Genomic DNA, 11,999 nt, shown 5'->3' with positions numbered 1-11,999 from the left:
ATGCTGAATATCGACATGCGCAAGATCTACAATTTTTACCCGGTCGAGCCGGCGCCCGAGCCGGGCAGCCTGCCGACCGGCGGCGATCTTTATTACGAGTGCCTCGATTGCACTGCCGTCGTCAATTCGGTGCCCCACATCAAGGCCGCCTGCGTCTGTGGCAATCTGGCCGGTGGCGGCGGCAAGCTGGCGGTAAAAGACCCGGCACGGGTCCTGGTCGTCAGGGGCAAGCTGAAGTAAGGGGCGACGCCCCCGGGTTTAGGCCTTAGGCCCAGTCCTGCGGCTTGAGGAAAACCTCGTAGAGTTCGGCTTCCGGCGTGCCGGCGGCCGGCTGCCAGTCGTAGCGCCATTTGACGATCGGGGGCAGCGACATCAGGATCGATTCGGTACGTCCGCCCGACTGCAGGCCGAACAGCGTGCCGCGATCCCAGACCAGGTTGAATTCGACATAGCGACCACGGCGATAGGCCTGGAAGTCGCGTTCGCGCTCGCCGTAGGGTATTTCACGACGCTTGGCCAGCACTGGCAGGTAGGCCTCGGTGAAGGCGTTGCCGACCGCCTGGGTCAGGTCGAAGCAGCGCTCGAAGCCGCCTTCGTTGAGATCATCGAAAAAGACGCCGCCGACCCCGCGCGGTTCGTTGCGGTGCTTCAGGAAGAAGTAGTCGTCGCACCACTTCTTGTATTTCGGGTAAACGGCGTCGCCGAACGGGGCCAGGGCGTCCTTGCAGGTCTGGTGAAAATGCGCCACATCCTCGCGTCGACCGTAGTAAGGCGTCATGTCCATGCCGCCGCCGAACCACCAGACATCGTCCTCGCCCGGTTTGCTGGCAACGAAGCAGCGGACGTTCATGTGGGCCGTCGGACAGTAGGGATTCCGCGGATGCAGGACCAGCGAAACGCCCATCGCTTCCCAGGCGCGCCCGGCCAGTTGCGGGCGGACGGCGGTGGCCGAGGCGGGCAGCGACGAGCCGGTGACGTGCGAGAAATTGACGCCGCCACGCTCGAAGAAGTCGCCTTCCTCGATCAGCCGCGAAATGCCGCCGCCGCCTTCCGGGCGTTCCCAGGAATCAGTGCGGAAAGGCTGGCCGTCGAAGGCTTCGAGTTCGGCGACGATGCGGCTCTGCAAGCCGGTGAAGAAATCCTTGAGGCGGGTAGTGTCCATTGAGTCTCCGGAAATGAAAAACGGGCGGCTCATCTACCAAATGAGCCGCCCGTCAGAGTCGGTTGCGCCGTAATGGTTCAGCGGCTGATCGCCCGGTGGCCGATGTCCTTGCGGAACTGCATGCCGTCGAAATGAATCTGGACAGCTGATTCGTAGGCCAGTTTCTGGGCCAGCTTGATGTTTTCGCCGAGTGCCGTGACGCACAGCACGCGACCGCCGCTGGTGACGACCTTGCTGTCCTGGTTGGCGGTGCCGGCATGGAAGACATGAGCATCTTCACCGAAGCTGTTGCCGTTCGGCAGGCCGGTGATCTGGTCACCCTTGCGCGGGGTGTCCGGGTAGTTGGCGGCGGCCAGCACGACGCCCAGCGCGATGCGGCGGTCCCATTCGGCTTCGACCTGGTCCAGCGTGCCGTTGATGCCGTGCTCCAGCAGATCGACGAAATCCGACTTCAAGCGCATCAGGATCGGCTGGGTTTCCGGGTCGCCCATCCGGCAGTTGAATTCCAGCGTCTTGACGCTGCCATCCTTGCCGATCATCAGGCCGGCGTAGAGGAAGCCGCTGAACGGAATGCCGTCGGCCGCCATGCCGCGCACGGTGGGCAGGATGATTTCGCGCATCGCCTTGGCGTGCACTTCCGGGGTGACCACCGGGGCCGGCGAGTAGGCACCCATGCCGCCGGTGTTGGGGCCGGTGTCGCCGTCACCGATCCGCTTGTGGTCCTGGCTGGAGGCCAGGGCGAGGACATTCTTGCCGTCGACCATGACGATGAAGCTGGCTTCCTCGCCATCGAGGAATTCCTCGATGACGACGCGGGCGCCGGCATCACCCAGCTTGTTGCCGGACAGCATGTCGTCGATCGCGGCATGCGCTTCTTCCAGCGACATGGCGACGACAACGCCCTTGCCGGCAGCCAGGCCGTCGGCCTTGATGACGATGGGGGCGCCTTTCTGGTCGATGTAGGCGTGGGCTGCGGTCGACTCGGTAAACGTGGCAAATTCCGCGGTCGGGATGTTGTGGCGGGCCATGAAGCGCTTGGCGAAATCCTTCGAGGATTCGAGCTGGGCGGCTTCCTTGGTCGGGCCGAAGATCTTCAGGCCGCGGGCCCGGAAAACGTTGACCACGCCAGCCGCCAGGGGCGCTTCCGGGCCAACGACGGTGAGGTGGATCTTGTTCTGCTCGGCGAAATCAGCCAGCGCTTCCGGGTCGGTGATGTTGAGGTTTTCCAGCTCGTGCTCACGGGCCGTGCCGGCGTTGCCGGGGGCGACGTAAACCTTCTGCAGGCCGGGCGTCTTGGCCAGGCGCCAGGCCATGGCGTGCTCGCGGCCGCCGGAACCGATTACCAGTAGTTTCATGGCTGATCTCTTCGAGTGTGCTTGTTATTAGTGACGGAAGTGACGGTTGCCGGTAAAGACCATGGCCAGGCCATGTTCGTCGGCGGCGGCGATGACTTCCTCGTCGCGCATCGAACCACCCGGCTGGATGACGGCCTTGGCGCCGGCTTCGGCCAGCACGTCGACGCCGTCACGGAACGGGAAGAAGGCATCCGACGCGACCACCGAACCCTTGAGTTCGAGGCCGGCGTGCTGGGCCTTGATGCTGGCGATCTTGGTCGAATCGACGCGGCTCATCTGGCCGGCGCCGACGCCGAGCGTCATGCCGTTGCCGCAGAACACGATGGCGTTCGACTTGACGAACTTGGCGACGCGCTCGGCGAAGAGCAGGTCTTCGATCTGCTGCGCGGTCGGCTGCACCTTGGTGACGATCTTCAGGCCGGAGGCCTGCGCCGTGAAGTTGTCCGGCGTCTGGACCAGCAGGCCGCCGCCGACGCGCTTGAATTCCAGCGCGTTGAGGGCGCGGGAGATTGGAACGACCAGCACGCGCAGATTGGCCTTGGCGGCCAGCGCGGCCTTGGCTTCGGCGGTGAAGGACGGGGCGATCAGGACTTCGACGAAGTGCTTGCGCTCGTTCATGGCGTTGACCACGTCGATGCCGACTTCGCCGTTGAAGGCGATGATGCCGCCGAAGGCCGAGGTCGAGTCGGTCTTGAAGGATTTTTCGTAGGCACCGAGCAGGGTGCCGTCGATGGCTACGCCACAGGGGTTGGCGTGCTTGACAATGACGCAGGCCGGGGCATCGAAGGTCTTGACGCATTCCCAGGCGGCATCGGAGTCGGCGATATTGTTGTAGGACAATTCCTTGCCCTGCAACTGCGTGTAGGCGGCGATGCTGCCGGCGACCGGATTGGTGTCGCGGTAGAAGGCGGCGCTCTGGTGCGAATTCTCGCCGTAACGGAGGATCTCGGTACGGTCGAAAGCCAGTTGCAGCTTGGCCGGGAAGATGGCCGGTGTCGGGGCAGCTTCAGCCGGCTTGGCTTCGGCACCTTCGTCGAGGCCGGTCAGCCAGTTGGCGATCATGCTGTCGTAGCGGGCGGTGTGGGTGAAGGCCTTCTTGGCCAGGCCGAAACGGGTCGCCAGTTGCAGGGCGCCGGCATTGGCCTGCATTTCGGCGAGCAGCGGCTGGTAGTCTTCCGGATCGGTGACGATGGCGACGCCAGCGTAATTCTTGGCCGAGGAACGGACCATGGCCGGACCGCCGATGTCGATGTTCTCGATTGCGTCTTCCAGGGTGACGCCGTCCTTGGCGATGGTGGCGGCGAACGGATAGAGGTTCACGCAGACCAGATCGATCATCGGAATGCCGTGCTGTTCGATGGTCGCCATGTGCTCAGGCAGGTCGCGGCGGGCCAGGATGCCGCCGTGTACCTTCGGGTGCAGGGTCTTGACGCGACCGTCTAGCATTTCCGGGAAGCCGGTGTAGTCGCCGATTTCGGTGACGGCCAGGCCGGCGTCACGCAGCATCTTGGCGGTGCCGCCGGTGGACAGCAGCTTGACGCCTTGGGCAGCGAGGCCCTGGGCAAATTCAAGAACGCCGGTTTTATCGGAGACGGAAATCAGTGCTTGCTTGATGGTCATGGCGATTACAGTAGTTGATGTTCGGTAAGTTTCTTGCGCAGGGTGTTGCGGTTGATGCCGAGCATCTCCGCGGCCAGCGTCTGGTTGCTGCCCGCCTTGGCGAGCACTACTTCGAGCATCGGTTTTTCGATGCTGCGTAGAACCATGTCATAAATCGCGGCGGGTTTTTCGCCGTCGAGGTCACGAAAGTATTGTTCCAGCGAGTTCGTGACACATTTCCCCAAATCCTGTTGGCTCATGCTGCCAACGCCTCCTCTGAATTGTATTTTAGGTGTGCATGCTCTGCCGCTAGTTGGCAGAAGAAGTCGTTTACCGCCTGCATCTGTTGTTCGATGCTGGGCAGAACGTTCATTTCCTTGCGGAAGGCTGCCGAGCCGACCAGTCCCTTGGTGTACCAGGAAATGTGCTTGCGGGCGACCTTGAACCCCGTTTCCGGGCCGTAGAAAGCGTAGAGGTCTTCGAGATGCGCCAGCAGGATGCTGTGGATCTCCTTGACCTCGGCCGGCGGCAGGTGCTCGCCGGTTTTCAGATAGTGCTCGATTTCGCGGAACAGCCAGGGGCGGCCCTGGGCGGCGCGGCCGATCATGACGCCGTCGGCACCGGTGACGTCGAGCACGTGTTTGGCCTTTTCCGGCGTCGTGATGTCGCCGTTGGCGATGACCGGAATCTTGATCAGCGTCTTGACCATGGCGATGGTGTCGTACTCGGCTTCGCCGGTATATTGCTGGCAGCGCGTCCGGCCGTGGATGGCGACGGCCCGGACGCCAGCGCTTTCTGCAATGCGCGCGATGGTCGGTGCGTTGCGGTTGGCCAGGTTCCAGCCGGTACGGAATTTCAGCGTCACCGGCGTGTTCGGGATGGCGCCGACGACGGCGTCGAGGATCTTGCCGACCAGTTCCTCATCCTGCATCAGGGCCGAGCCGGCCATCACGTTGCAGACCTTCTTGGCCGGGCAGCCCATGTTGATGTCGATGATCTGGGCGCCGTTATCGACGTTGTGGCGGGCGGCCTCGGCCATCATGGCCGGATCGGCGCCGGCGATCTGCACCGAAATCGGCGCCACTTCCCCGGTGTGATTGGCCCGGCGCAAGGTCTTGGCGCTGCCGTAGAGCAGGGAATTGCTGGTCACCATTTCGGAAACAGCCAGTCCGGCGCCCATTTTCTTGCACAGTTGGCGGAAGGGGCGATCGGTGACGCCGGCCATCGGCGCGACGAACAGGTTGTTGCGAAGGGTGAAGCCGACAAATTCCATGGGCGCGAAAAGACGAGGCAGGGGTGGTTCGGGGAAGGGGGCGATTGTACCGCAGTGGCCGCTTAAAAAATAGTCAAATCCGGCCAAAATATGTCTGGCCGGTGATCGGTTGACTGTTGATTTAATGGCCTTTCAGTGCATAGATGCCAGGTGCGTTGCGCCAGTAGCCCTTGTAGTCCATGCCGCAGCCGAACAGGAAGCGATCCGGGATGTCCAGGCCGCTGAAATCGGCGCGCATGCCCGGCACCGCCTTGCGCGCGTGCACCTTGTGCACGAGGACGGCGGTCGACACGCGGGCGGCACCTTCTTCCAGCAGGTGCTGGCAGATCGCCTGCAGGGTGTGGCCTTCATCGAGGATGTCGTCGATGACCAGCACGCTGCGCCCTTTCAGGTCGTGCGCCGGGCGCACGCGCCAGTCGAGCAGGCTGTTGCCTTCGAGCTGGTGGCCGTAGCGGCTGGCGTGCAGGTAGGAGACTTCGAGCGGGAAGGCGAGGCGGGCGAGCAGGCGGCCGGCGAAGATCAGGCCGCCGTTCATCACGCAATAGACCAGCGGGTTCTGCTCGGCCAGTTCGGCAGTAATGGCGGTGGCCAGGCGATCGAGCGCGGCGTCAACCTGTTCGGGGCTGGCCAGGCAGTCGGCTTCGGCCAGGGCGCGGCGGATTTCTTCGAGATCGATAGTCATGGTTCAGTGTCCGGCAAAGTCGCAAACGGTAAAGACCGGCAGGCCGGCTTCCTTGAGTAGTTTCGAGCCGCCCAGTTCGGGCAGGTCGACAATCGCCGCCGCTTCGACGACGGTCGCTTCCAGGCGCTGGAGCAGGCGGGCGGCGGCCATCATCGTGCCGCCGGTGGCGATCAGGTCGTCGATCAGCAGCACGCGCTGGCCGGCGGCGACGGCGTCGGTATGGATTTCGACGGTGGCGTTGCCGTATTCGAGTTCGTATTCCTCGGCGACCGTGGCGAAGGGCAGCTTGCCCTTCTTGCGGACCGGGATGAAGCCGCGGTTCAACTGGTGGGCGACGACGCTGCCGAGAATGAAACCGCGGGCGTCGATGCCGGCCACCAGGTCGATTCCGGCGTTCATGTAGCGCAGCACGAAGGCCTCGACGAGCAGGCGGAAGGCGCGCGGATCCTGCAGCAGCGGCGTGATGTCGCGAAACTGGATGCCCGGGCTGGGCCAGTCGGCGACGGTGCGGATGCGCTGGCGCAGGAAGGCGGTGTCGAACAGCGGGTCGGTGGTCATGGTGGTGGCCTCAGAGCAGGGCGAACTTGGCGATGAAGGCGGCGGCGATCAGCGCCACGGTCGGTGAGAGGTCGCGTGAGCGGCCGGCCAGCAACTTGATCGCGACGTAGGAGATGAAGCCGAAGGCGATGCCGTTGGCGATCGAGAAGGTGAACGGGATGGTGATGGCGGTGACGACGGCCGGTGTCGCTTCGGTCAGGTCGTCCCAGTCGATTTCGGCCAGGCCGCGCGACATCAGGATGGCGACGTAGCATAGCGCCGGGGCGGTGGCGTAGGCCGGCACGGTGCTGGCCAGCGGGGCGAAGACGACGGCGGCGAGAAAAAGCAGGGCGACGACGACGGCGGTCAGGCCGGTGCGACCGCCGGCCGCGGTGCCGGCCGCCGATTCGATGTAGGCCGTGGTCGACGAGGTGCCGAGGCAGGCGCCGGCGGTGATCGCCAGCGAATCGGCGAGCAGCGCCTTCTTCAGGCGGGGCAGGCGGCCGTTGGCATCGAGCAGGCCGGCCCGATGGCAGACGCCGATCAGCGTGCCGGAGGCGTCGAACAGTTCGACGATGAAGAAGGTCAGGACGACGGTCAGCAGGCCGGCATTGAGCGCGCCGGCCAGATCCATCTGCAGGAAGGTCGGAGCCAGCGAGGGCGGCGGCGCGACGACGCCGTGGAATTCGGTCAGGCCGAGGGCGACCGAGGCGGCTGTCACCGACAGGATGGCGATGATGATGGCGCCCGGCACCCGGCGGTATTCGAGTCCGACGATCAGCATGAAGCCGGCCGAGGCGAGTAGCGGGCCAGGTGTGTGCAGGTCACCGAGGGTGAGCAGGGTGGCGGGATGGGCGGTGATCAGGCCGGCGTTTTTCAGGCCGATGATGGCGAGAAAGAGGCCGATGCCGGCCGAGATCGAGTATTTGAGCGAGGTCGGGATGGCATTGACGATCCACTCGCGGACCCGGAACAGGCTGACGGCGACAAAGAGCAGGCCGGAAATCAGCACGGCGCCGAGTGCCGCCTGCCAGGTGTAGTGCATGCCCTGGACGACGGTGAAGGCGAAATAGGCGTTGAGGCCCATGGCCGGCGCCAGCGCCACCGGGTAATTGGCGTACAGCCCCATGATGCCGGTGCCGATGGCGGCGGCCAGGCAGGTCGCGACAAAGACCGCATCTTTCGGCATGCCGGCGGCCGAGAGAATGTCGGGATTGACGAAGACAATGTAGGCCATGGTCAGGAAAGTGGTCAGACCGGCGAGTAGCTCGGTACGGACCGTGGTGCCATGGGCTTGGAGCTGGAACAGGCGTTCAAGCACGGGGATGCTCCGGGAAAAAGCAGCGCATTTTAACAAGAACGGGCCGCTCTGGCCCGGCCTTTGGCTCGCTTCAGAGGCTGAAGGCGAGGGTCAGCAGCAGCGCGAAGGCCAGTTGCAGTCCGGCGGTCAACGCCAGAATCTGGTTAAAAACCGGCCCCGGTGCTTCCCTATGAAAACGCTGGATCAGGCGGCCGGCCAGAGGCAGCGACAGCAGCGGCAGTGCCGCCAGCGCGCCCAGTTCGGCGCCGAGCAGGGGGAGCAAGGCGTAAGGGAGGAGCATTTCGCCGGCGTAGATCCGGCGCGTCGCCGGGCGGCCGAGGCGGACGGCCAGCGTGTTCTTGCCGTTTCGGGCATCGCCGTCGAGGTCGCGGTAGTTGTTGACGGTGATCACCGCCGCGGCGTGGATGCCGACCAGCGCTGCGGCAATCAGTGCCGCCGGGCTCAGGCCGAGCGTTTGCAGGTAATAGCTGCCGCCAACGGCGACCAAGCCGAAAAAGAGAAAAACGAAAATTTCACCGAGTGGACCGTAGGCAATCGGCTTCGGGCCGCCGGTGTAGGCCCAGCCGGCGGCCAGCGAGGCGAGGCCAATGGCGACGATCGGCCAGCCGCCATGCCAGACCAGATAGATGCCGCACAGGAAGGCGAGGGCAAAGGCCAGCCAGGCGCCGAGTTTGACGCGGCCGACGCTGAGCCAGCCTTCGGCGGTGGCGCGTTTGGGGCCGAGGCGATCCGGCGTGTCGGTGCCGCGCAGGAAGTCGCCGACATCGTTGAACAGGTTGGTGCCGATCTGGATGAAGCCGGCGCCGAGGGCGGCAGCGAGCAGCGGCAGCCAGAGCAAGGCGCCGCTGTCGTGCCAGGCGATGGCGGTGCCGACCAGCACCGGCGACAGCGAGACGGACAGGGTCTTGGGGCGGCAGGCGAGGAACCAGGCTTGCAGCCGCCCGGGATTTACGGCCAAGCGCGGGCTCCCCAGATCATCCGCTTGGCGACGAAGTGACGGGCCGGCGGACAGAGGTCGAGGGCAAGCAGGCCAAGACCGCGGGCCAGCTTGAGCGGGCCGCAATCGTTGGAGAAGGTGCGGACGATCTGGTCGGTGAAGAAGGCGCTGCCCCGGCGGTCGAGGCGGCGACTGGCGGCATAGTCGGCCAGACTGCCACGGTCGACGCCATTTTTAAGCAATATTTCCGCCAGTTGCCAAGCGTCGCGGATGCCGAGATTGAAACCCTGGCCGGAGACCGGGTGCAGGGTTTGCGCCGTATTGCCGATCCACACTTCCTTGCCCTTGACCAGCGTTTCACGCAGGCGCAGGGCGAGCGGAAAGCGGCTGCGCGGACCGGGCTTGGTGAAGCTCAGGCGCCGGCCGAACTGGTTTTGCAGGGCGACGGTGAAAGCGGTGTCGTCCATCGCCATCACGGCATCGGCCTTGGCCGGCGGCAGCGTGAAGACGACCGAGTATTCGTCGCCAAGCGGCAGCAGCGCGAGCGGGCCGTCCGGCGTGAAGCGTTCCCAGGCGCGCTTGTTATGGCCTGGTGTCGGCGTGATTTCGGCGATCACGGCATGCTGTTCGTAATCGCTGACCTTGACCGCCGGGTCGTCGCCCGGCGTGCCTTCGGCATGGACGAGCAGCTTGCTCTGGATGGCGCGCAACTGGCCGGCATGGCGCAGCGTGACGGTGACGTGATCGTCACCCGGGGTGATGTCGAGAATTTCCGCCTCGGCCAGCATGGCGTCCGGCGGCAATTGCGCCGCCAGGTCCGCCGCCAGGTCGCGGTAGCGGACGACGTAGCCGAGCGCCGGCAGCGCGTAGTCGGCGCGGTCGATCAGCGTCCGGCCGAAGCCATCCTTTTGCGAGATGTGGATGGTTTCGATCGGTGTCGCGGCGCGGCTCGGCCAGCTATTGATCTGTTCGAGCAGCTGGCGGGCACCGTACGACAAGGCGAGGGCGCGCGGGTCCTGTTGTTGTGATGCCTGCGATCGACGGTCGACCAACAGCGATTTCTGGCCGCCAGCGGCAAGTGCCAGTTGCAAGGTCATGCCGACCGGGCCGGCGCCGACAATCAGGATATCGACGTTTTCAACCGCCGGTTCACTCATGGCGCATCACTTCCTCGATTTCGGCCACCGTCTTCGGCGCCGTGGTGTAGACGTCGCAGCCTGACTCGGTGACCCGGACGTCGTCCTCGATGCGGATGCCGATGCCGGCCAGCGCCGGCGGGATATCGGCGCCGGGACGGATGTAGAGGCCGGGTTCGACGGTCAGCGTCATGCCCGGCAGCAGCCGGGTCCATTCGTCGCCGACCTTGTATTCGCCGGCATCATGCACGTCGAGGCCGAGCCAGTGGCCGGTGCGGTGCATGTAGAAGCGGCGGAAATCGCCTTTTTCGATCAGGTTGTCGAGGTCGCCCTGGAGCAGCTTGAGATCGATCAGGCCCTGGGTCAGCACGCGGACGGCGGCATCGTGGCCTTCCATGAAGTGGCGGCCGGGCGCCGTCGCCTGGATGGCTGCCGCCTGGGCGGCGAGGACGATTTCATAGACGTCCTTCTGCGCCGCATTGAAGCGGCCATTGACCGGGAAAGTGCGGGTGATGTCGGCTGCGTAGCCTTCGACTTCGCAGCCGGCGTCGATCAGGACCAGGGTGTGGTCGTTGAGCACCTTGTCGTTGGAGACGTAGTGGAGCACGCAGGCATTGGCGCCGCCGGCGACGATCGGCGTGTAGGCGTGGGCATCGGCGCCGCGCTTCCTGAATTCGTAGCTCAGTTCGGCTTCCAGTTCGTACTCGGCCATGCCGGGGCGGCAGGCGCGCATGGCGCGGGCGTGGCCGGCGCTGGCGATGTCGGCCGAGCGTTGCTGGATGCCGGCCTCGGCGGCATCCTTGATCAGGCGCATGGCGTCGAGTTCGGCGCGCAGGTCGTGGATGGCGCGCGGCGCCCGCTTGCCGGCCCGGGTCTGGGCACGGACTTCGTTCAAGGCCTTGGCAATGCGGGTATCCCAGCTGCTGTCGTGGCCGATGGCATGCCACAGGGTGTCGCGGTCGACGAGGAATTCGGCCAGTTTCTTGTCGAGTTGCTCGATCGGGTAGGCGGCATCGAAGCCGAAGGCGGTCTTGGCGGCTTTCGGCCCGTAGCGGTAGCCGTCCCAGATTTCGCGCTCTTCATGCTTTTCGCGGCAGAACAGGATGGATTTCGGTTTGCTTTTGCCATCCTTGGCGCCGATCAGCACGACGACCGCTTCCGGTTCCGGGAAGCCGGTCAGGTACCAGAAATAGCTGTCGAAGCGATAGAGATGGTGCGCGTCGCGGTTGCGGATGACTTCCGGCGCCGTCGGGACGATGGCGACACCGTCGCCGATGGTTTGCAGCAGGCGTTTGCGGCGGGCGAGAAAGTGGGCGTGGCTCATGCGGTCCTCAGTTCCTGATCCAGTTCGGCCAGACGTTGTGGTGTACCTACATCGACCCAGCGGCCGGTGTAGCGTTCCCCGGTCAGCGTGCCGGCGGCAATGGCGGCGTCGAGCAGCGGGCGCAGTTTCATGACCGTGCCGGGTTGGACGTCGGCGAAGAAGGCTGGCGAAAAAACGCCAATTCCGGCGTAAGTAAGTGTTTGCTCACCTTGGGCGTAAGTGACGCGCTCGCCCTCCAGGCCGAAGTCGCCGGCGGTGTGGTGGGCCGGGTTCTCCACCATGACCAAGTGTGCCATGCCGGCGGTCCACCCGGCAAAACGGCCAAAATCCAAATCGCAATAAACATCGCCATTGACCACCAGGAAGGGCTGGTCACCGAGCAGCGGCAGGGCGCTGGCGATGCCGCCAGCGGTTTCCAGGGCGCCCGGCGGCTCCGGCGAATACTGGATGTGCAGGCCCCATTGCGAGCCGTCGCCAAGCGTTTGCTCGATCAGCGAACCGAGGTGGGCGTGGTTGATGACGATTTCCCGGAACCCCGCCGCCGCCAGTCGTTCCAGATGCCAGACGATGAGCGGTTTGCCGCCGGCCGGAAGCAGCGGCTTGGGCGTGTGGTCGGTCAGTGGCCGCATGCGTTCGCCGCGGCCGGCGGCGAGGATGAAGGCTTTCATCTCGC

Annotated in this window: 13 protein-coding genes; 1 reads left to right on the top strand and 12 read right to left on the bottom strand. The window is 65.0% G+C overall.

What is annotated here, in order from left to right; translation table 11 throughout:
• On the top strand, positions 1-240 hold the full coding sequence (locus GH663_RS00680; RefSeq protein WP_153129827.1) for a hypothetical protein: 240 nt from the start codon (positions 1-3) through the stop codon (positions 238-240).
• A 25-nt stretch (positions 241-265) separates the two neighbouring features.
• Here GH663_RS00680 and hemF read toward each other — a convergent pair whose 3' ends face one another.
• From hemF to murU, 12 genes are all read right to left on the bottom strand, one after another.
• Entirely contained in the window at positions 266-1,162 is an 897-nt protein-coding gene (hemF, locus tag GH663_RS00675) for an oxygen-dependent coproporphyrinogen oxidase (RefSeq protein WP_153129826.1), read from the bottom strand.
• Positions 1,163-1,239: 77 nt separating this feature from the next.
• Positions 1,240-2,517: a phosphoribosylamine--glycine ligase gene (gene purD, locus GH663_RS00670; protein WP_066881618.1), complete on the bottom strand. Its 1,278-nt coding sequence runs from the start codon at positions 2,515-2,517 to the stop codon at positions 1,240-1,242.
• A 27-nt stretch (positions 2,518-2,544) separates the two neighbouring features.
• Positions 2,545-4,137, bottom strand: a complete 1,593-nt coding sequence (gene purH / locus GH663_RS00665; protein ID WP_153129825.1) for a bifunctional phosphoribosylaminoimidazolecarboxamide formyltransferase/IMP cyclohydrolase — start codon at positions 4,135-4,137, stop codon at positions 2,545-2,547.
• Between the two features lie 5 nt (positions 4,138-4,142).
• A complete protein-coding gene (locus tag GH663_RS00660; RefSeq protein ID WP_066881622.1) occupies positions 4,143-4,376 on the bottom strand; it encodes a Fis family transcriptional regulator in 234 nt (77 codons plus the stop codon).
• Positions 4,373-5,389, bottom strand: coding sequence for a tRNA dihydrouridine synthase DusB (gene dusB, locus GH663_RS00655; RefSeq protein WP_066881624.1), 1,017 nt, complete (start codon positions 5,387-5,389; stop codon positions 4,373-4,375). The genes GH663_RS00660 and dusB overlap by 4 nt, the downstream gene beginning before the upstream one ends.
• A gap of 121 nt (positions 5,390-5,510) precedes the next feature.
• Positions 5,511-6,071 carry a hypoxanthine-guanine phosphoribosyltransferase gene (locus GH663_RS00650; protein WP_153129824.1) on the bottom strand — a complete coding sequence of 187 codons (561 nt, stop codon included), beginning with the start codon at positions 6,069-6,071 and terminating at the stop codon, positions 5,511-5,513.
• Positions 6,072-6,074: 3 nt separating this feature from the next.
• Positions 6,075-6,629 carry an adenine phosphoribosyltransferase gene (locus GH663_RS00645; protein ID WP_153129823.1) on the bottom strand — a complete coding sequence of 185 codons (555 nt, stop codon included), beginning with the start codon at positions 6,627-6,629 and terminating at the stop codon, positions 6,075-6,077.
• 10 nt (positions 6,630-6,639) lie between these two features.
• Complete coding sequence (locus GH663_RS00640; RefSeq protein WP_205629836.1) at positions 6,640-7,929, bottom strand: NCS2 family permease; 1,290 nt, start codon at positions 7,927-7,929, stop codon at positions 6,640-6,642.
• 70 nt (positions 7,930-7,999) lie between these two features.
• The gene (locus GH663_RS00635) at positions 8,000-8,887 is read right to left on the bottom strand and encodes a 1,4-dihydroxy-2-naphthoate polyprenyltransferase (RefSeq protein WP_240481750.1); all 888 of its coding nucleotides are present in this window, start codon (positions 8,885-8,887) and stop codon (positions 8,000-8,002) included.
• The gene (locus GH663_RS00630; protein ID WP_153129822.1) at positions 8,878-10,023 is read right to left on the bottom strand and encodes an FAD-dependent monooxygenase; all 1,146 of its coding nucleotides are present in this window, start codon (positions 10,021-10,023) and stop codon (positions 8,878-8,880) included. The genes GH663_RS00635 and GH663_RS00630 overlap by 10 nt, the downstream gene beginning before the upstream one ends.
• Complete coding sequence (locus GH663_RS00625) at positions 10,016-11,326, bottom strand: aminopeptidase P N-terminal domain-containing protein (protein ID WP_153129821.1); 1,311 nt, start codon at positions 11,324-11,326, stop codon at positions 10,016-10,018. The genes GH663_RS00630 and GH663_RS00625 overlap by 8 nt, the downstream gene beginning before the upstream one ends.
• Complete coding sequence (gene murU / locus GH663_RS00620) at positions 11,323-11,994, bottom strand: N-acetylmuramate alpha-1-phosphate uridylyltransferase MurU (RefSeq protein ID WP_153129820.1); 672 nt, start codon at positions 11,992-11,994, stop codon at positions 11,323-11,325. The genes GH663_RS00625 and murU overlap by 4 nt, the downstream gene beginning before the upstream one ends.
• Positions 11,995-11,999 lie beyond the last annotated feature (5 nt).

This window comes from Dechloromonas hortensis, from assembly GCF_009469765.1.
GTDB classification, from domain to species: Bacteria; Pseudomonadota; Gammaproteobacteria; order Burkholderiales; family Rhodocyclaceae; genus Azonexus; species Azonexus hortensis.
This window is presented reverse-complemented; position numbering and strand designations above follow the sequence as displayed.

Excerpts from the sequence above, each read along its gene's own strand:
- GH663_RS00680 (WP_153129827.1), top strand. The coding sequence starts at position 1 with ATGCTGAATATCGACATGCGCAAGATCTACAATTTTTACCCGGTCGAG.
- hemF (WP_153129826.1), bottom strand. The coding sequence starts at position 1,162 with ATGGACACTACCCGCCTCAAGGATTTCTTCACCGGCTTGCAGAGCCGC.
- purD (WP_066881618.1), bottom strand. The coding sequence starts at position 2,517 with ATGAAACTACTGGTAATCGGTTCCGGCGGCCGCGAGCACGCCATGGCC.
- purH (WP_153129825.1), bottom strand. The coding sequence starts at position 4,137 with ATGACCATCAAGCAAGCACTGATTTCCGTCTCCGATAAAACCGGCGTT.
- GH663_RS00660 (WP_066881622.1), bottom strand. The coding sequence starts at position 4,376 with ATGAGCCAACAGGATTTGGGGAAATGTGTCACGAACTCGCTGGAACAA.
- dusB (WP_066881624.1), bottom strand. The coding sequence starts at position 5,389 with ATGGAATTTGTCGGCTTCACCCTTCGCAACAACCTGTTCGTCGCGCCG.
- GH663_RS00650 (WP_153129824.1), bottom strand. The coding sequence starts at position 6,071 with ATGACTATCGATCTCGAAGAAATCCGCCGCGCCCTGGCCGAAGCCGAC.
- GH663_RS00645 (WP_153129823.1), bottom strand. The coding sequence starts at position 6,629 with ATGACCACCGACCCGCTGTTCGACACCGCCTTCCTGCGCCAGCGCATC.
- GH663_RS00630 (WP_153129822.1), bottom strand. The coding sequence starts at position 10,023 with ATGAGTGAACCGGCGGTTGAAAACGTCGATATCCTGATTGTCGGCGCC.
- GH663_RS00625 (WP_153129821.1), bottom strand. The coding sequence starts at position 11,326 with ATGAGCCACGCCCACTTTCTCGCCCGCCGCAAACGCCTGCTGCAAACC.
- murU (WP_153129820.1), bottom strand. The coding sequence starts at position 11,994 with ATGAAAGCCTTCATCCTCGCCGCCGGCCGCGGCGAACGCATGCGGCCA.